Genomic DNA, 19,073 nt, shown 5'->3' with positions numbered 1-19,073 from the left:
GGTTCAATCGAAGTATGGTTGGGCCCTGCCCAATCGCCAGGAAGGATCTGCAATGCTGTTTGTCGTGATGCTCGGGGGCAAACACCCTCGCGCCAGGATCGAAGTTCATGATGTGGTATTCGCCGCGGCCGATACGCTGCAAGGCACTTACCCGCAACTGCGCGAGGCGTGGTTCGGCAGCGCCAAGGGCGTGCATATCGATTCGTGGATGGCGGTCGACGGCGTCGACGGTTGGAAAGTCGAACTCAGCCACCTGGCACCCCACGCTGACGCCCATCGCCTGTATTTCATCAACCTCGGCGGTTACGAAGCCGAGAGTTTCGGCGAGGCCCACCATTATCTGCTGGTGGTTGCCCGCAACAAACACGAAGCTAAAAGCCAAGGCAAGCAACAGATGCGCCGGCACTGGTCCCAGGCGCATACCGACGCTGTGCTGGACGTAGATGACTGCCTGCCCATCGACCTGGTGGATGGCCGCTACGTGCATCTGGTCCAGGGTGAGCACCTTCCGATCGTCAAGCGCAACGATTACATCGTTCTATAGTGAAACATCAGCCTGCCTGCGAAAGGCATGGCCCGCCGCCGTACCGCTCAGGCAATCCCCGGGAACTTTGCCGGGAAATAACCGCCTGAATCCGGTACGCTCACCCTTTTCATTCAAGGAGTTACTCTCATGGCCAAAGCCACCGCCCGCCACATCCTCGTGTCTACCGAAGACAAGTGCAACGAACTCAAGGCCCAAATCGAAGGCGGCGCTGACTTCGCAGAAATCGCCAAAGCCAACTCCAGCTGCCCTTCCAGCCGCGATGGCGGCAACCTGGGTTCGTTCGGTCCAGGCCAGATGGTTAAAGAATTCGACACCGTGGTATTCAGCGCTCCAGTCAACACCGTGCAAGGCCCGGTCAAGACTCAGTTCGGCTACCACCTGCTGGAAGTTACCAGCCGTCAGGACTGATTTGTCCTGCACTGATGCGTGAAACAACGGCCCGCCATTCGGTGGGCCGTTGTGCATCTGATCACTGGCGACGCTGCCGCCGTTAGCGTACAAATCCCTATTCTTTTTATCCGGCGTTCAAGGCTGACAATGCGATTGGCTTTTTTCACACCCCTTATCAGTACTGCCCTGGCCTTTGTAATGGCGAGTACCGCCGTGATCGCGGCGCCACAAACGTACCTCACGGTGTACGGCGAACCGGCCAAGTACCCAGCCGGTTTCACCCATTTCGACTATGCCAACCCCAAAGCCCCCAAGGGCGGCAGCCTGCGGCGTTCGGCCATTGAGATCGGGCGCTTCGATCATGTGTTGCCGTATATCGATAAAGGCATCGGCGTGTCCCAGGTTGATGGCTGGCTCTACGCGCCGCTGGCCCAACGCTCACTGGACGAACCCTACACGGTGTACGGGCTGGTAGCCGAGAAGATGGAGCGCGCCGAGGATGGCCTGTCGCTGCGCTTTTACCTGAACCCCAAGGCCCGCTTCGCCGATGGTAAACCGATCACCGCCGAAGACGTACGCTACAGCTTCGATCTGTTGATGACCCAAGGCAGCCTGCGCTTTCGCACGCTGTTCGCCGACGTCAAACAGGTCGAAGTGGAAGGCGAACGCCAGGTACGCTTTGACTTCTCCAGCAATGAGAACCGTACCCTGCCCCTGGACATCGCCACCCTGCCGGTATTTCCGGAGCACTGGTGGAAGACCCGCGACTTTGCCAACGGCGGCGGCTACGAGGCGCCACTGGGCAGCGGCCCGTACAAAGTCAGCAAGATCGACTCGGGCAGCACCATCACCTTTACCCGCGACCCCGACTGGTGGGGCAAGGACCTGCCCGTCAGCCGTGGCCTCTACAACTTCGATCACCTGAGCCTGGAATACTTCGGCGACACCGAAGTGGCGCGCCAGGTATTGCGCGGTGGGGCCTACGACTTCAACCGCGAGTTTTCCGCCACCGGCTATTCCATCGGCTACAACGGCCCTGCCCTCGACGATGGCCGCCTGCAACGCGCGCATTTGGCCAAGGAAATGCCGCAACCGGCGCAAGGCTATGTGTTCAATGTGCAAAAGCCGATGTTCCAGGATCGCCGCGTGCGCCAGGCCCTAGCGATGCTGTGGGACTTCGAGTGGGCCAACCGGCAGATGATGCGCAACATGTACATCCGCCAGCAGAGCTTTTTCTCTAACAGCCCACTGGCCGCCACCCAACTGCCAAGCCAGGAAGAGCTGGCCATTCTGGAACCGCTGCGCGGGCAAATACCCGATGAGGTATTCACCCAAGTGTTCAAGGCGCCGGTCACCGATGGCAGCGGCATGATCCGCGACAAACAATTGCAGGCCCTGGCCCTGCTTGAGCAAGCCGGCTGGAAACCCGATGGCGACAAACTGGTGAACGCCCAGGGCGAGCCGCTGGAGTTCACCTTTCTGAACGCCCAGGCCGGTCTGGAACGCCTGCTGCTGCCCTACAAACGCAACCTGGCGCAGATCGGCATCACCCTCAATATCCGCCGCATCGATTCCTCCCAATATGTAAACCGCCTGATGAGCCGGGATTACGACATGATCGTCACCGGGTTCCCGGTCACCACTTCGCCGGGGATGGAGCTGTACAACTACTTCGGTTCCGCCGCCGCGTTCGATCCGGGGGCCAACAACTACATGGTGCTCAAAGACCCGGCCGTGGACAGCCTGATCAAGGGTCTGGTCAAGGCCAACACCCAGGCCGAGATGCTGACCTACGCCCATGCCCTGGACCGAGTGCTGCAATGGAACTACCTGTGGATCCCCAATTACTACCCGCCGGGTACGTCAGCGGCGTGGTGGAACCGCTTTGGCCGCCCTGCTATCGAGGCCAAGAACGACGAGGCCCTGGAAACCTGGTGGGAAATCAGCCCCACACCGCTGACGAATGAACAAATGAAAGCCGAGCTGAAAAAACGCGGGGAGGCCCGCTGATGTTTGCCTATATCGTGCGGCGCCTGCTGCTGATCATCCCCACCCTGGTGATTATCCTGCTGGTGAATTTCGTGATTGTGCAGGCCGCCCCCGGCGGCCCAGTCGAACAAGCCATTGCCCATCTGCAAGGGATTGGCGGCGGTGGTGTCGGCGGCTCGTCCGGCGAAGGCATGGGCAGCGGCTCCCGCGCCAGTCGCGGTCTGGACCCGAAGCTGATCAAGGACATCGAAAAGCAATACGGCTTCGATAAGCCCGCGCCGGAGCGTCTGTGGCTGATGCTCAAAAGCTATGCCCAGCTGGACTTCGGTAACAGCTTCTTCCGTGGCAAAACCGTGATCGACCTGATCCTTGAAAAAATGCCCGTGACCATTTCCCTCGGGCTCTGGGCCACTCTGATCACCTATCTGGTTTCGATCCCCCTGGGCATTCGCAAGGCTGTACGCCATGGCAGCAGCTTTGATGTATGGAGCAGCACCGCCATTGTGATCGGCTATGCCATGCCGGCGTTCCTGTTCGCGATGTTCCTGATCGTGGTGTTCGCCGGCGGCACTTCCCTGAACTGGTTCCCGGTGCGCGGCCTGGTGTCGGAGAATTTCGAAGAGTTGAGCACCGTGGGCAAGGTGGCCGATTATTTCTGGCACCTGGTGCTGCCGGTGACCTCTCTGGTGATCGGCGGGTTCGCCACCTTGACCATCCTGACCAAAAACTCATTCCTGAATGAAATCACGCGTCAGTACGTGGTCACCGCGCGCGCCAAGGGCTTGAGCGAGCGCCGCGTGCTGTACGGTCATGTATTTCGCAACGCCATGTTGCTGGTGATCTCGGGGATTCCCCAGGCGTTCATCAGTGTGTTCTTTGCCGGCTCGCTGCTGATCGAAGTGATCTTCTCCCTCGACGGCCTGGGGCGCATGAGCTACGAAGCCGCCGTCTCTCGGGACTACCCGGTGGTGTTCGGCTCGCTGTTTATCTTCACCTTGTTCGGGCTGCTGATAAAACTGATCGGCGACCTCTGCTACACCCTGGTGGATCCGCGTATCGACTTCGCCGCGAGGAACGCCTGATGCTCAATCTGTCTCCGGTGGCCCGCCGACGTTTCGAGCGGTTCAAGAAAAACCGTCGCGGCTGGTGGTCGCTGTGGCTGTTTATCGGCCTGTTTATCCTGACCCTGGGCGGCGAGTTGATCGCCAACGACAAACCCTGGGTGCTGAGCTACAAGAACGAGCTGTATTTCCCGGTGTTCAAGCGCTACACCGAGCAACAGTTCGGCGGGCAGTTGCCGTTCCAGGCCGACTACCGCAGCGATTACGTACAAAAGCTGATCCAGCAGGACGGCGGCTGGATGTTGTTCCCGCCGATCCCGTTCAGCGACGATACCCCCAACTACGAACTGACCCGCCCTGCCCCCAGCCCGCCCTCGGCGGTGAACTGGCTGGGCACCGACGATCAGTCGCGGGATGTGCTGGCACGGGTGATCTTCGGCGCGCGGGTCTCGATTCTGTTTGCCCTGGCGCTCACCGCGATCAGCGCGGCCATCGGCATCGCGGCTGGCGCGTTGCAGGGTTACTACGGCGGCTGGGTGGACTTGATCGGACAGCGCGTGCTTGAAGTGTGGTCCGGTTTGCCGGTGTTGTACCTGCTGATCATTCTGTCGGGGTTCGTGGAGCCGAATTTCTGGTGGCTGCTGGGGATCATGGCGCTGTTTTCCTGGCTGGCGCTGGTGGATGTGGTGCGCGCCGAGTTCCTGCGCGGGCGCAACCTGGAATACGTCAAGGCCGCAAGGGCCCTGGGCCTGGGGGACGGCAAGATCATTGGCCGGCACATCCTGCCCAACGCCATGACTGCGACCTTGAGCTACCTGCCGTTCATTTTGACCGGGGCAATTTCCACTTTGAGCGCCCTGGACTTCCTCGGTTTCGGCATGCCGGCGGGCAGTGCGTCCCTCGGTGAATTGATCGCCCAGGGCAAACAGAACCTGCAGGCGCCGTGGCTGGGCCTGACCGCGTTTTTCACCTTGGCGCTGATCCTGTCGCTGCTGGTCTTTATCGGCGAGGCGTTGCGTGACGCCTTCGACCCACGCTCATGAGTGATTGCAAATGAACCTGATCGAGATCCGCGACCTGTGCGTCGCCTTCAACGGCCAGACCGTGGTACACAACTTGAGCCTGGATGTGCGCCCCGGCGAATGCCTGGCACTGGTGGGTGAGTCGGGCTCGGGTAAGTCGGTGACCGCCCATTCGATCCTGCAACTGTTGCCCGAAGCCGGCACTGCCACCACCGGCTCGGTGAAGTATCGCGGCAAAGAGCTGGTGGGCGCCCCGGCGGCGACCTTGCAGAAACTGCGCGGCAACCGTATCGCCATGATCTTCCAGGAGCCGATGACCTCCCTCAACCCGCTGCACAGCATCGAAAAGCAGATCGGTGAAACCCTGTTGCTGCACAAAGGCCTGGACGGCAAAGCGGCGCAGGCGCGTATCTTGGAACTGCTCGACATGGTCGGCATCCAGAAACCGAGGGAGCGCCTCAAGGCCTATCCCCACCAATTGTCCGGCGGCCAACGCCAACGGGTGATGATCGCCATGGCCTTGGCGTGCGAGCCGGAACTCTTGATCGCGGACGAACCTACCACCGCGCTGGATGTGACCGTGCAGCGCAAGATCCTGCTGCTGCTCAAATCCTTGCAACAACGCTTGGGCATGTCGCTGCTGCTGATCAGCCATGACCTCAACCTGGTGCGCAGCATCGCCCAGCGGGTGTGCGTGATGCATGCCGGCGAGATCGTCGAGCAGGCCGAATGCCAGGCTCTGTTCAGCGCGCCGCAGCATCCTTACAGCCGCCTGCTGCTGGATGCCGAACCGGCGGGCGATGCACTGTGCAGCGAGGAACGCGAGACGGTGTTGCAAGTGGAGGACCTGAGCGTGCAGTTCCGTCTCGGTGGTGGGCTATTTCAACGCAAGACCTACCTGCGCGCCGTGGACGGTATCAGCCTCAGCGTGCAACGTGGCAAGACCCTGGGCATCGTTGGTGAATCCGGCTCGGGTAAATCCACCCTCGGCCAGGCGATCCTGCGCCTGCTGGACTCCCACGGCAGCATCCGCTTCCAGGGCCAGGCGCTCGATACCCTCAACCATCACCAGATGCGACCATGGCGCAAGCAGATGCAGGTGGTGTTCCAGGACCCTTATGGCAGCCTCAGCCCGCGCATGTCGGTGCAGCAGATCATCAGCGAAGGCTTGGAGGTGCACGCCCCGTGCAGCCTGGCCGAGCGCGAAGCGCAGGTGATCCAGGTGCTCAAGGATGTGGGCCTGGACCCCGCCAGCCGGCATCGCTACCCCCACGAGTTTTCCGGCGGCCAGCGCCAGCGCATCGCCATCGCCCGCGCGCTGGTGCTCAAGCCGGCGCTGATGCTACTGGACGAACCCACCTCCGCCCTTGACCGCACCGTACAAAAGCAAGTGGTGGCGCTGCTGCGTGAACTGCAGGAAAAATACGGCCTGACGTATCTGTTTATCAGCCATGACCTGGCCGTGGTGCGGGCCATGGCCCACGACATGATCGTGATCAGGGAGGGCAAGGTGGTGGAGCGCGGCGCCAGCCACGATGTATTCGAATCACCGCAACACCCCTACACCAAGGAACTGATGGCAGCGGCGCATATTCCGCTGTAGGACGTTATGGAACTTCACTCACCCTTTTGCTGGCGGCATGGGCATGAACCTCACCGATAACCTCACCGATTACCAACAGGTACGCGGCCTGGCCATCCAGTCGCTGTTCGAAATCATCGAGCAGTCCAGCGAGGGCACGGTGATCGTCGACCGCGACGCCAATATCGTGTGGATGAACGAGCGCTACGCCAAGCGCTTCGGTCTGAACAGCGCGGATGAGGCCATCGGCCAACCCTGCGAGCGGGTGATTTCCAACAGCCTTTTGCGCCAGGTGGTGCGCACCGACCGGCCGATCCTGCTGGATATCCAGGACACCCCCAAAGGCCCGCTGGTGGTGATGCGCCTGCCGATTCACAACGATGCCGGGGCGGTGATCGGTGCCATCGGCTTCGCGCTGTTCGATGAGCTGCGCAACCTGTCGCCATTGATCGAGCGCTACATGAGCATGCAGCAGGAACTGGCCTCCACCCGCTCGTTGCTGCGCTCACGCCAGAGCAAGTACACCTTCGCGCACTTTATCGGTACCAGCGCCGCGAGCCTGGAAGTCAAACGCCGGGCGCGGCGCAGCGCCAAGACTGAGTCGCCGGTGTTGCTACTGGGGGAAACCGGCACCGGCAAGGAGTTGCTGGCCCAGGCCATTCATGGCGCCTCGTCACGGGCACACAAGGCATTTGTGAGCATCAACAGCGCGGCGATCCCCCACGATTTGCTCGAAGCCGAGTTCTTCGGCACTGCGCCCGGCGCGTTTACCGGCGCCGACCGCAAGGGCCGCCCCGGCAAGTTCCAGATCGCCCAGGGCGGCACGCTGTTTCTCGACGAAATCGGCGACATGCCCCTGCCGCTGCAAAGCAAACTGCTAAGGGTGTTGCAGGAAAAGGAGTTCGAACCGGTCGGCTCCAACGAGATGCTACACAGCGACGTACGGGTGATTGCGGCCACGTCGATGGACCTTGAGGCGGCGATCAAACGTGGCGAGTTTCGCGCGGACCTGTATTACCGCCTGAATGTGCTGCCGATCCAGGTCCCGCCCCTGCGCGAACGCTTGGAAGATATTCCGGCGCTCAGCGAGGCGATCCTCGAAGAACTGCGCAGCCATCACGAACTGGACCGCGAAGCCCTGGCACTGTTGGCCCAGCATGCCTGGCCGGGGAATATTCGTGAGTTGCGCAACGTACTGGAGCGCGCGGCGCTGTTAAGTGATGACTTGATATTGAACGCCCAGGAAGTCCGTGCGGCCATTGGCACCTTCAGCCCGGTGGCACGTAGCACTGCCGTGGCGGCGGAGGAAGGTGAAAGCTACAACGCGGCGCGGGAGCGGTTTGACCGGCAGGTGATTGTGGCGGCGCTCAAGGCCTGTGATGGGAGTGTGGTGGAGGCGGCTAAGCGGTTGGGGTTGGGGCGGTCGACGTTGTACAAGAAAATGGTCGCGCTAAGCATCACCTGATCTCCAATCAGAGACTTAACTCTCAATAAATAGACGACCACTGTGGGAGGGGGCTTGCCCCCGATGACAGTGGGCCAGTCAGCACATCTGATACTGATACACCGCTATCGGGGGCAAGCCCCCTCCCACATTCGGCCCGGGATTGTCTCTAGATTGAGACAAAAGCAGAATCCACTTGAAAAATATTCATATATTTCAACAAGTTAAGTAATTGGCACGCATCTCGCTATAGCCCTTCCCCACCGCGTCACCACAAAAATAACAATCCTATCTGGAGACACACCATGAGTGTGATCATTGCCCTGGCAGCCCTCGCGCTGCTGATGCTGGCTGCCTACCGTGGCTATAGCGTTATCTTGTTTGCCCCCATCGCCGCCCTAGGCGCGGTGCTGCTGACCGACCCCTCCGCCGTCGCCCCTGCCTTTACCGGGGTGTTCATGGAAAAAATGGTCGGCTTTATCAAACTGTATTTCCCGGTGTTCCTGCTCGGTGCGGTGTTCGGCAAGCTGATCGAACTGTCGGGGTTTTCCCGTTCGATCGTGGCCGCGGCGATCCGTTTGCTCGGCACGCGCCAGGCGATGCTGGTGATCGTGCTGGTCTGCGCTCTGCTCACCTACGGCGGCGTCTCGCTGTTTGTGGTGGTGTTCGCGGTATACCCGTTTGCGGCGGAGATGTTCCGCCAGAGCAATATCCCCAAGCGCCTGATCCCGGCGACCATCGCCCTGGGTGCGTTTTCGTTCACCATGGACGCCCTGCCCGGCACGCCGCAGATCCAGAACATCATCCCCAGCACCTTTTTCAACACCACCGCCTGGGCGGCGCCGTGGCTGGGGCTGATCGGCACGATTTTCGTATTCTGCGCCGGCATGCTTTACCTGGCGCGCCAGCGCAACAAGGCCCAGCGCGCCGGTGAAGGCTACGGCACCGAACTGCGCAACGAGCCGGAAACCGCCGAGAACCTGACATTGCCCAACCCGTGGATCGCGCTGTCGCCGCTGATCCTGGTGGGGGTGATGAACCTGCTGTTCACCCACTGGATCCCGCAGTGGTACGGCAAGACCCACAGCCTTAGCCTGCCGGGCATGAGCGCGCCGGTGACCACCGAAATCGCCAAGCTCACGGCAATCTGGGCGGTGCAGGCGGCGTTGCTGGTGGGGATTATCGTGGTGCTGGTGTTCGGCTTCTCGGCGATCAAGAGCAAACTCGCCGAAGGCAGCAAAAGCGCGGTCAGCGGTGCATTGCTGGCGGCGATGAACACCGCGTCGGAATACGGCTTCGGTGCGGTCATCGCTTCGTTGCCGGGCTTTCTGGTGCTGGCGGACTGGCTTAAGGGCATCCCCAACCCGTTGGTCAACGAGGCGATCACAGTGACGTTGCTGGCCGGTATCACCGGTTCCGCCTCGGGCGGCATGAGCATCGCCCTGGCGGCAATGTCCGAGAGTTTTATCGCGGCGGCCCACGCGGCCAATATCCCCCTTGAAGTGCTGCACCGGGTCGCGGCCATGGCCAGCGGCGGCATGGACACCCTGCCCCACAACGGCGCGGTGATCACCCTGCTGGCGGTCACCGGCCTGACCCACCGCGAAGCCTACAAGGACATTTTCGGCATCACGATTATCAAGACCCTTGCGGTGTTCGTGGTGATCGGTACTTTCTATGCCACTGGCATTGTGTGAGGTGAACATGACGACATTGAACGGCAAGACCGCCCTGGTCACCGGTTCCACCAGCGGCATCGGCCTGGGCATTGCACTGAGCCTGGCCAAGGCCGGCGCCAACCTGATCCTCAACGGCTTCGGCGACGCCAGTGCGGTAATCGCCCAAGTGCAAGCCTATGGCGGACAGGTCGGCCACCATCCGGCGGACGTCAGCGACCCGGCGCAGATCGCCGACATGTTTGCCTATGCCGAGCGTGAGTTCGGCGGTGTGGACATACTGGTGAACAACGCCGGCATCCAGCATGTGGCGGCGGTGGAAGACTTCCCGGCCGAGCGCTGGGACGCCATCATCGCGATCAACCTGTCGTCGGTATTCCACAGCACGCGCTTGGGTCTGCCGGGCATGAAGGCCAAGGGTTGGGGGCGTATCGTCAATATCGCTTCGGTGCATGGCCAGGTCGGTTCGGTGGGCAAGGCAGCTTATGTGGCGGCCAAGCATGGCGTGATCGGCCTGACCAAAGTGGTGGGCCTGGAGACCGCCACCAGCAACGTGACCTGCAACGCGATCTGCCCCGGCTGGGTGCTGACGCCGCTGGTGCAGAAACAGATCGACGATCGCATCGCCCAAGGCGTGGACCCGCAGCAGGCGCAGCACGATCTGCTGGCGGAGAAACAACCGTCGCTGGAATTCGTGACCCCGTCGCAACTGGGCGAGCTGGTGCTGTTCTTATGCAGCGAGGCCGGCGCCCAGGTGCGTGGCGCGGCCTGGAATATCGATGGTGGCTGGCTGGCCCAATAGATCAAACACAGCGAAACGCTGTCGTTTGCAAGACGTGCATAAGAACAAGAGACCCTGCTGATGTCCGAGATCCTCTGGCAACCCTCCCCGGAACGCATCCGTACGACGCGCATGGACCAGTTCCGGCGCTTTATCAATGATCGCCACGCCGTGCAGCTTAGCGACTATCCGGCCCTGCACCAGTGGAGCATCGACCAGCGCGCCGAGTTCTGGCAGGCCATCGTGGCGTTCTTCGATGTGCAGTTTCGCAGCCCGCCCAGCGCCGTACTGATCGAAGGGGATGCTATGCCCAGCGCTCAGTGGTTCCCCGGCGCGACCCTGAACTTTGCCGAGCATTTGCTGCGTCGCCGCGACCATCACCCGGCCGTGATCGCCATCGGCGAAGACGGCCAGCGCGAACAACTGACCTACGCCGAACTCGCCGCTCATGTCGCCGGCCTGCAAAACAGCCTGCGAGCGGCGGGCGTTGGTCTGGGTGACCGGGTCGCGGCGTGCATGCCCAACACCTGGCAGACCCTGGTGGGTATGCTCGCCACCACCAGCCTTGGGGCGATCTGGTCGTGCTCCTCGCCGGATTTCGGCACCCAAGGCGTGATCGACCGCTTCGGCCAGATCGAACCCAAGGTGCTGATCACCTGCGCCGGTTATCGGTATGCCGGCAAAATCATCGACCAAAGCGCCAAGCTCAATGAAATCCTCGAACGCCTGCCGTCCCTGGAACAACTGATCGTAGTGCCCTACGCACGGCCCGAGGCACGGGTCGAGGACTATCGCACCCAGGCCCGCGTCACCCTGTGGCAGGACGCCTACCAACCCGGCGGCGAACCGGCGTTTGTCGCGGTGCCGTTCGATCATCCGCTGTACATCCTGTATTCCAGCGGCACCACCGGGGTGCCAAAGTGCATCATCCATGGCACCGGTGGTGTGTTGCTCACCCATCTGAAGGAACATGGCCTGCATGCCGACCTGTCCCGCGACGATTGCCTGTTCTACTACACCACCTGCGGCTGGATGATGTGGAACTGGCTGGTCTCGGTGCTGGCCCTGGGCGCCACGGCGGTGCTGTATGACGGCTCGCCGTTTCATCCGGGGCCCGAGCGCTTGATCGACCTGATCGATGCCGAACGTATCAGCGTGTTCGGCACCAGCCCCAAGTTCCTCGCCACCCTGGAAAAGGCCGGGCTGCAACCGCGTCTGAGCCATGACCTGAGCAGCCTCAAGGGCTTGATCTCCACCGGCTCGCCGTTGTCGCCCCAGAGCTACGACTACGTCTACCGCGAGATCAAGGCCGAGCTGTGCCTGTCGTCGATGTCCGGCGGCACCGATATCGTCTCCTGTTTTGTGATCGGCAACCCGGTGCTGCCGGTGCGCCGTGGCGAAATGCAATGCAAGAGCCTGGCGATGGCCATCGAAGTGTGGGACGAGAAGGGCCAGCCGTTGATCGGCGAAAAAGGGGAACTGGTGTGTACCCGTCACTTCCCGGCCATGCCCATCGGCCTATGGAACGACCACGACGGGCAGAAGCTGCGCGCGTCGTATTTCGCTCAGTTTCCCGGCGTGTGGGCCCAGGGCGACTACGCCGAGGAGCGCGCCAATGGCAGCCTGCTGATCCATGGGCGCTCGGACGCGGTGCTCAACCCCGGCGGCGTGCGCATCGGCACCGCCGAGATCTATCGCCAAGTGGAGAAGGTGCCCCAGGTGCTGGAGAGCCTGGCCATCGGCCAACGCTGGCAGGACGATGTGCGGGTGGTGCTGTTTGTGCGTCTGGACGATGGCGTCGAGCTGGATGACGCGTTGCAACAGCAGATCCGCCAGGTGATCCGCGCCAACACCACGCCACGCCATGTGCCGGCGAAGATCCTCGCCGTCCATGACATTCCGCGCACCATCAGCGGCAAGATCGTCGAACTGGCGGTGCGCAATGTGGTGCACGGCGAACCGGTGAAGAACACCGATGCCCTGGCCAACCCCCAAGCACTGGAGGCTTTTCGCGACCGTCCCGAACTGGCGTGAAGATGAAAGGTTTCAGCCCGGAGCAGCTGATTTGCAAGACAAAACGCCAATGCGTGCTATTTTTCCCGGGTAGTCACCCAGGGCCGACTCACGGGATAATGGGTGTTTTCATCTTTCAAGGCGTTACGCTCAGGGCTTTTTCATGAATGGAACATCCACCGGTAGCGAAGCCGCTGCATTGATCGCGCGGCTGGACTGGGCACACAGCCCGCTCGGTGAGGCCAATGACTGGCCGCAAAGCCTGCGCACAGCGGTCGACATCGTGATCAACTCTCCGATGCCGATGCTCCTGTTGTGGGGCCACCAACTTATTCAGCTGTATAACGATGGCTTCGCCCGACTGGCTGGCAACAAGCACCCCGGCGCCATGGGCCAGCCGGCACACCAGGCTTGGCCGGAACTGGAGAGCTTTACCGCACCGATCTACAACGCCGTGCTGGAGGGGCAAGTGCGCACCTTCAGCGAGCAGCGCTTTGTGCTGCAGCGCAACCAGCGCGATACCGAGATCTGGCTGGACCTCACCTACAGCCCCATCCGCGACGAAAGCGGCGAGGTCGCTGGCATTCTGGTCACCGCCATCGAAACCAACGAGCGGCGCAGCAAAGCCCTGGAGCTGCAACAGCGCTCCGAGGCCAGCCTCAAGGCCCAGCACAACAGCGAGGAGCGCCTGCAACTGGCCCTGGCCGCCACCGACGCGGTGGGCACCTGGGATTGGGACATCGGCGAAGACCATTTCATCGCCGACGCCCACTTCGCCTACCTGCACGGTGTCGATCCGGCGGACGCCGGCCTGTTGCCCATCAGCGATTACCTGCAAGGCGTACACCCCGAAGACCGTGGCACGGTGACGCGCAGTATCAAGTATTGCATCACCAACGGTACCGAATACGCCGAGGAATACCGCCTGTTGCAGCCCGATGGCGAGGTGCGCTGGGTGTTCGCCCGCGGCCGCTGCTACAAGGATCAACAGGGCCGTCCGGCGCGCTTCCTTGGCGCGGCGCTGGACCTGACCGAACGCAAGCACACCGAACAGGCCCTGCGCCAGAGCCAGACCGAATTGCAGCTGATCATCAACGCCATGCCGGTGCTGATCGGTTATGTGGACCACGACGAGCGCTTTCGCCTGAACAACAGCGCGTATCTGGAGTGGTACGGCAAGACGCCCGAGGAACTGTACGGAAAAACCATCCGCGAAGTGCTCGGCGAGGAGGTGTACGCCGGGCGCGCGGACAAAATCGCCGCCGCGCTTAAGGGCAAGGCTTGTAGCTTCCTCACCGTCACGCCGCACCGCGATGGGCGGCCGCGGCACGCACTGATGAAGTACCTGCCACGCTTCAGCAACGACGGTTCGGTCAATGGTTTCTACATCTTTGTGATCGACGAGACCGAACGCAAACTCACCGAGGAGGCCTTGCGCCACCTCAACGAAAACCTCGAAGAACGGGTGGCCCAGCGCACCCAGGCCCTGGCCGAGGCCAACCAGCGCCTGCAAAACGAAATGTACGAACGTGAACGTGCCGAAGACGCCCTGCGCCATGCGCAAAAAATGGAAGCGGTGGGCCAGCTCACCGGTGGCATCGCCCACGACTTCAACAATATGCTCACCGGCATTATCGGCAGTCTCGACCTGATGCAGCGCTATATCGCCGCCGGGCGCAGCGATGAAATCGGCCGTTTTACCGACGCCGCCGTGGCCTCCGCCCATCGCGCCGCCGCCCTCACCCACCGGCTGCTGGCGTTCTCGCGCCGCCAGTCGCTGGACCGCCGCCCGTTGGACCCGAACCAATTGGTGGCATCCCTGGAAGACCTGTTTCGCCGTACCAAGGGCGCGCATATCACCCTCAAAGTGAAGCTGGGCCAGGACATCTGGCCGGTCAACACCGACGCCAGCCAGTTGGAAAACGCCCTGCTCAACCTGGTGATCAATGCCCGCGATGCCATGCCCGATGGCGGCGAGCTACTGATCGAAACCGCCAACAGCTACCTGGACGGCACCGACATCACCACCCTCGAACCGGTCAAGGCCGGCGATTACGTGATGCTCGGGGTGTGCGACAACGGCACCGGCATGGCGCCGAAAATACTCGCCAAGGCGTTCGACCCGTTCTTCACCACCAAACCCATCGGCCAGGGCACCGGCCTGGGGCTGTCGATGATCTACGGCTTTGCCCAACAGTCCGGCGGCCATGTGACCATCCAGAGCGCGCCGGGCCAGGGCACCTGTGTGCGCCTGTACCTGCCGCGCCTGCACGGCACGTCACTGGAAAGCAGCCTGCCGGCCAGCCTCGGTGAAGCGCCGGTGGCTTTGGCGGGCGAAGCGGTGGTGGTGGTCGAGGATGACCTGGCGGTGCGCATGCTGGTGGTGAACCTGCTGGACGAATTGGGCTACACCGCGCACCAGGCGGCGGACGCCCGGACCGCCCTGCCGTTGCTGGAATCGGACCTGCGTGTGGACCTGCTGGTGACCGACGTCGGCCTGCCGGGCATGAACGGCCGGCAACTGGCGGAAATCGCCCGCCAGCACCGTCCGGGCCTCAAGGTGCTGTTTATGACCGGCTACGCCGAAACGGCTGCCGAGCGCCAAGGGTTTCTGGAGGATGGCATGGACATGGTGGCCAAGCCGTTTTCCATCGACCTGCTGGCCACCAAAATCCGCGGCATGATCGGCGTCGACGAAGGACTTCAGGCATAATCGCGCGCCGTCGCACACCTGGTAGAGATCAATGAAAGCCCAAGCCCGTCATATCCTGGTGAAAACCAGCGAAGAAGCCGAACAACTCAAGCAGCGCATTGCCAAGGGCGAAGCCTTTGATGTGCTGGCCAAGAAGTACTCCACCTGCCCGTCGGGCAAACGTGGCGGTGATTTGGGTGAGATCCGGCCGGGGCAGATGGTGGGGGCGATCGACGCAGTGATTTTCAAGAAGCCGCTGCGGGTGGTGCATGGGCCGATCAAGAGCAAGTTCGGGTATCACTTGGTGCAGGTGTTTTATCGCGATTGAGGGATGCCTTTAGGGTCCCATCGGGGGCAAGCCCTCTCCCGCATATATCTGGAGCAATGCAATCGACTGTGGGAGGGGGCTTGCCCCCGATCCGCCGAAGGCGCCCATTCACCCCTGGGGAATCAATGCCCCCGGCACCTGAATCACCCGACTGGCCAGACGATGTCCAGCCAATGCCGCCGCCTCGGGTGAACCACCCTGGAGCCGGCTGGCCAGATATGCCGCGCTGAACGAGTCCCCCGCCGCCGTGGTATCCACCACCTTACCGACCTTTAACGCCGGTACAGAAAACCGCCCGCCGTTGCAGCGGATCAGGCACGCATCTGCGCCACGCTTGAGCACCACCTCGGCGATGGCTGGATAGGCCGCGAACACCTGCTCGGCGTCCTCATAACCAAACAATGCGCGCTCGTCATCTTCGGTGAGCAAGGCGATATCCACTTCGGCCAGCACCGCGTGATACGCCGCGCGGGCCGCTTCCACGCTGGGCCACAGGCGCGGGCGATAGTTGTTGTCGAACACCACCCGGCCACCACGGCGGCGGGTTTCGATCAGGGCTTGCAGCAGGCGCCCGCGGCCGATCTCACCGAGCACAGCCAGGGTGATGCCGCTGAAATACACCACGTCGTAGCCCGGCAGCGCCGCCAGAACGGGCTCGGCGGCGGGCGTAGTGAAGCAGTCACGCACGGCGGCTTCGTTGCGCCAATACAGAAATTTGCGCTCGCCTCGGGCGTCGGTCTGGATGCAATACAAACCCGGCAAACGCCCCGGCAAGCGTTGCACCAGGCCCAGGCCGAGACCTTCGTCGGCCCATTGCTGGCACATCGCATCGCTGAAGCTGTCATCGCCCAGGGCGGTGACGTAGTCGACGCCGCCACCAGCGCCCAGCTCACGGCGCAGGTACACCGCGGTGTTCAGGGTGTCGCCGCCGAAGCTCTGGTGCAGGCTGCCGTCGGCGCGGTGTTGCAGTTCGATCATGCATTCGCCGATCAGGGCGATGCGAGGGGTTGTGTTCATGCCTGAGTCTCTGGTGTGGCTGAGGGCCCCATCGGGGGCAAGCCCCCTCCCACATTGGAACGCATATGGTGGGGGCTGCGCGGGTTAGAAGCAGGTGTGCAGGGATTCGATCACTTGCAATTGCTCATCCACCAGGCAGCCGACGTGCCATTTGTCGAAGGTCAGGCACGGGTGCGAGGTGCCGAAGGAAATGATGTCGCCGATGCGCAGCTCCACGCCCGGCGCCACGGTCATAAAGGCGTGCTGATCCATCACGGCGGTGACGACGCAGGCGCTCACGTCATCGCCTTCAGCCGGCAGGACACCGGCCTTGTAGCGCTTGAGCGGCACCGGCAGGCCGGCATCGTAGGCCACGTCACGCTTGCCCAGGGCGATCACCGCAAACCCCGGCTCCGGCAGGGATTGCACGTGGGCCCAGACTTCCAGGGCTGGGCGCAGGCCCTCGTTGAGATCGCTGCGACGGTCGAGCACGCAGCATTGCGCGTCTTTGTAGATGCCGTGGTCGTGGGCCACGTAGCTGCCGGGGCGCAATACGCTGAGAAAACGTCCGGCGGCGTTCTGCGCTTCGAACGACTCGGCAATCAGGTCGTACCAGGCCGACCCCGAGGCGGTGACGATGGGCTTGGCCAGATCGAACGCGCCGCTGTCTTGCAGCTCCATCGCCAGGCGCACCAGGCTCGCGGCGAAATCGCGGATACCGCGGATGGCGTGCTCGCCGTGGATGACCCCTTCGTAACCTTCGATGCCCGTCAGCGCCAGGGCCGGCTGGGCCTTGATCGCCCGGGCCAGGTCGCGCACTTCCTGCTCGCTGCGGCACCCGCAACGGCCGCCGACCACACCGTATTCGATCATCACGTTCAGGCGCAGGCCGCGGGCAGCGAAAAACAACCCGAGGTCGGCGACGTTATCCGGGTGATCGACCATGCAATGAAAATCGAAATCCTGATCGGCCAACAGGTCAGCGATCAGCGCCATATTCGGCGCGCCCACCAACTGGTTGGCCATCAATACGCGGCGCACGCCACCGGCATAAGCAGCACGGGTCTGCACTGCGCTGGCCAGGGTAATGCCCCATGCGCCCTGCTCGATCTGCCGTTTGAACAGCGCCGGCATCATGCTGGTCTTGCCATGGGGCGCCAGCTCGGCGCCGCTGTTGCTGACAAACGTCTGCATCCAGCGAATGTTGTGTTCCAGGGCGTCACGGTGCAGCACCAGGGCCGGCAGGCTGACGTCGCGGACCAAGTGGGCGCCGATGGCGGCAGCGCCTTTTTCGACGGCATTGAGGGCAGGCATAAGGAGTTCCTATTCGTTGATGCGACGGGCCAGGTTGTTGGCGCTGTCGATCAGCACCCGGCGATAGTCGCTGTAGTTGTTGAGGGCGTCGGCCCGGGGCGCGACGATGCACAGGGTCGCGATGCTGACTCCTTGGGCATCCCGCACCGGGGCAGCGAAGCAATGGGTGAAGGTGTCGGCCACGCTGTCGAACGAGAAAAAACCGTCGAGGCTGGCTTGACGAATCTGCGCCAGGAAAGTCTCCAGCGGCAGGCGCTGACCGTCCGGCAGGATGAAATCTTCGGGGTCGATCAGGTCGACAATCTGCTGATCGCTCAAGTGCCCCAGCAGCAGACGCCCGGAGGCGGTCCAGGGGATGGGCGCGTTTTCGCCGATATCCGAGGAGATGCGGAAATGCCGCTCGCCTTCGCGCATCAGCGCCACGGTGTATTTGCGCCCATTGAGCAGGCACATCTGGGCGGTTTCGTGGGTCTGGCTGACGATTTCCTGCAAGGCATGGTCGGCCTCGCGGGTCAGGTCGAAATGGCGCAGGTGCGCCTGACCGAGAAAGTACAGTTGGCGGCCGAGGTAGACGTGGCCGTCCTTGCCCACCGTTTCCAGGATGCGCCGTTCCAATAACGAAGCGACCAGTTCATAGACCGTGGACTTGGGGCTGCCGATGCCGCTGGCTATATCGTTCGGGCGCAGCGGTTGGCCGATTTCCTTGAGAAAATCGAGGATATCGAACGCTCGGTCCAGGCCTTTGGCGCGGCGTTTGATGGTGTCTTCGGTCATGATGGTTTTCGGTCCGGTGGAATGTGGGGGGAGCCACTCCCTCCCACATGGGTTCTGTATGGAAGTCGAAGCATTTAGCCTTTTTTCTTGTAGGCCACGCAATCGATCTCGACCTTGCAATCGACCATCATGTTGGCCTGCACACAGGCCCGCGCCGGGGCGTGTTCCGGGGTGAAGTATTCGCCGAAGACTTTGTTGAAACTCCAGAAGTCCCGCGGGTCTTCCAGCCATACGCCGACCCGTACGACATCTTTCAATTCATAGCCGGCCTCTTCCAGAATCGCCACCACGTTGCGCAGGGTCTGGTGGGTTTGCTCGACAATGCCGCCGGTGATGATTTCGCCGTCCACTGCCGGCACCTGGCCTGACACGTATAACCAGCCATCCGCCTCCACGGCACGCGCGAAAGGCCGAGGCTGGCCACCGCCGGCAGTGCTGCCGGCTCCGTAACGAGTGATGCTCAT

At 62.4% G+C, this 19,073-nt stretch carries 16 protein-coding genes; 12 read left to right on the top strand and 4 right to left on the bottom strand.

All coding sequences use genetic code 11. The annotated features are described in order from the left end of the window. Window positions 1-52: 52 nt before the first annotated feature. The 12 genes from K1567_RS01900 (at window position 53) to K1567_RS01845 (ending at window position 15,525) form a co-directional block, all read left to right on the top strand. A complete protein-coding gene (locus K1567_RS01900) occupies window positions 53-544 on the top strand; it encodes a DUF1543 domain-containing protein (protein ID WP_034113949.1) in 492 nt (163 codons plus the stop codon). Window positions 545-673: 129 nt separating this feature from the next. Next, the gene (locus K1567_RS01895; RefSeq protein ID WP_010210937.1) at window positions 674-955 is read left to right on the top strand and encodes a peptidylprolyl isomerase; all 282 of its coding nucleotides are present in this window, start codon (window positions 674-676) and stop codon (window positions 953-955) included. 129 nt (window positions 956-1,084) lie between these two features. Next, window positions 1,085-2,947 carry an extracellular solute-binding protein gene (locus K1567_RS01890; RefSeq protein WP_034098313.1) on the top strand — a complete coding sequence of 621 codons (1,863 nt, stop codon included), beginning with the start codon at window positions 1,085-1,087 and terminating at the stop codon, window positions 2,945-2,947. Further along, window positions 2,947-4,008, top strand: coding sequence for a microcin C ABC transporter permease YejB (locus tag K1567_RS01885; protein WP_034113955.1), 1,062 nt, complete (start codon window positions 2,947-2,949; stop codon window positions 4,006-4,008). The genes K1567_RS01890 and K1567_RS01885 overlap by 1 nt, the downstream gene beginning before the upstream one ends. Beyond that, window positions 4,008-5,030 (top strand): ABC transporter permease, encoded by a 1,023-nt coding sequence (locus K1567_RS01880; protein WP_034098316.1) that lies wholly within the window; start codon window positions 4,008-4,010, stop codon window positions 5,028-5,030. Before K1567_RS01885 ends, K1567_RS01880 begins: the two co-directional genes overlap by 1 nt. A gap of 10 nt (window positions 5,031-5,040) precedes the next feature. Next, window positions 5,041-6,612: an ABC transporter ATP-binding protein gene (locus K1567_RS01875; RefSeq protein WP_184336687.1), complete on the top strand. Its 1,572-nt coding sequence runs from the start codon at window positions 5,041-5,043 to the stop codon at window positions 6,610-6,612. Between the two features lie 43 nt (window positions 6,613-6,655). Further along, window positions 6,656-8,056 carry a sigma-54-dependent Fis family transcriptional regulator gene (locus K1567_RS01870; protein ID WP_184336688.1) on the top strand — a complete coding sequence of 467 codons (1,401 nt, stop codon included), beginning with the start codon at window positions 6,656-6,658 and terminating at the stop codon, window positions 8,054-8,056. A 284-nt stretch (window positions 8,057-8,340) separates the two neighbouring features. Next, window positions 8,341-9,732: a GntP family permease gene (locus tag K1567_RS01865; RefSeq protein ID WP_034098319.1), complete on the top strand. Its 1,392-nt coding sequence runs from the start codon at window positions 8,341-8,343 to the stop codon at window positions 9,730-9,732. A 7-nt stretch (window positions 9,733-9,739) separates the two neighbouring features. After that, window positions 9,740-10,513 (top strand): 3-hydroxybutyrate dehydrogenase, encoded by a 774-nt coding sequence (locus K1567_RS01860; protein ID WP_034113961.1) that lies wholly within the window; start codon window positions 9,740-9,742, stop codon window positions 10,511-10,513. Between the two features lie 60 nt (window positions 10,514-10,573). Then, window positions 10,574-12,526: an acetoacetate--CoA ligase gene (locus tag K1567_RS01855; protein WP_169903120.1), complete on the top strand. Its 1,953-nt coding sequence runs from the start codon at window positions 10,574-10,576 to the stop codon at window positions 12,524-12,526. Window positions 12,527-12,668: 142 nt separating this feature from the next. Beyond that, window positions 12,669-15,218, top strand: coding sequence for a PAS domain-containing sensor histidine kinase (locus K1567_RS01850; RefSeq protein ID WP_040268558.1), 2,550 nt, complete (start codon window positions 12,669-12,671; stop codon window positions 15,216-15,218). Between the two features lie 31 nt (window positions 15,219-15,249). Next, complete coding sequence (locus K1567_RS01845) at window positions 15,250-15,525, top strand: peptidylprolyl isomerase (protein WP_034098324.1); 276 nt, start codon at window positions 15,250-15,252, stop codon at window positions 15,523-15,525. 108 nt (window positions 15,526-15,633) lie between these two features. Here the strand turns inward: K1567_RS01845 and K1567_RS01840 are convergent, their stop codons facing one another. From K1567_RS01840 to K1567_RS01825, 4 genes are all read right to left on the bottom strand, one after another. Beyond that, entirely contained in the window at window positions 15,634-16,542 is a 909-nt protein-coding gene (locus K1567_RS01840; RefSeq protein WP_220698041.1) for a sugar kinase, read from the bottom strand. A gap of 84 nt (window positions 16,543-16,626) precedes the next feature. Further along, on the bottom strand, window positions 16,627-17,835 hold the full coding sequence (locus tag K1567_RS01835) for an amino acid deaminase (protein ID WP_034098326.1): 1,209 nt from the start codon (window positions 17,833-17,835) through the stop codon (window positions 16,627-16,629). A gap of 9 nt (window positions 17,836-17,844) precedes the next feature. Then, window positions 17,845-18,609 carry an IclR family transcriptional regulator gene (locus tag K1567_RS01830; protein WP_034098328.1) on the bottom strand — a complete coding sequence of 255 codons (765 nt, stop codon included), beginning with the start codon at window positions 18,607-18,609 and terminating at the stop codon, window positions 17,845-17,847. Window positions 18,610-18,683: 74 nt separating this feature from the next. After that, window positions 18,684-19,073, bottom strand: coding sequence for a RidA family protein (locus K1567_RS01825; protein ID WP_034138403.1), 390 nt, complete (start codon window positions 19,071-19,073; stop codon window positions 18,684-18,686).

This window comes from Pseudomonas sp. S5F11, assembly GCF_019641515.1.
Classification (GTDB): Bacteria; Pseudomonadota; Gammaproteobacteria; order Pseudomonadales; family Pseudomonadaceae; genus Aquipseudomonas; species Aquipseudomonas rhodesiae.
This window is presented reverse-complemented; position numbering and strand designations above follow the sequence as displayed.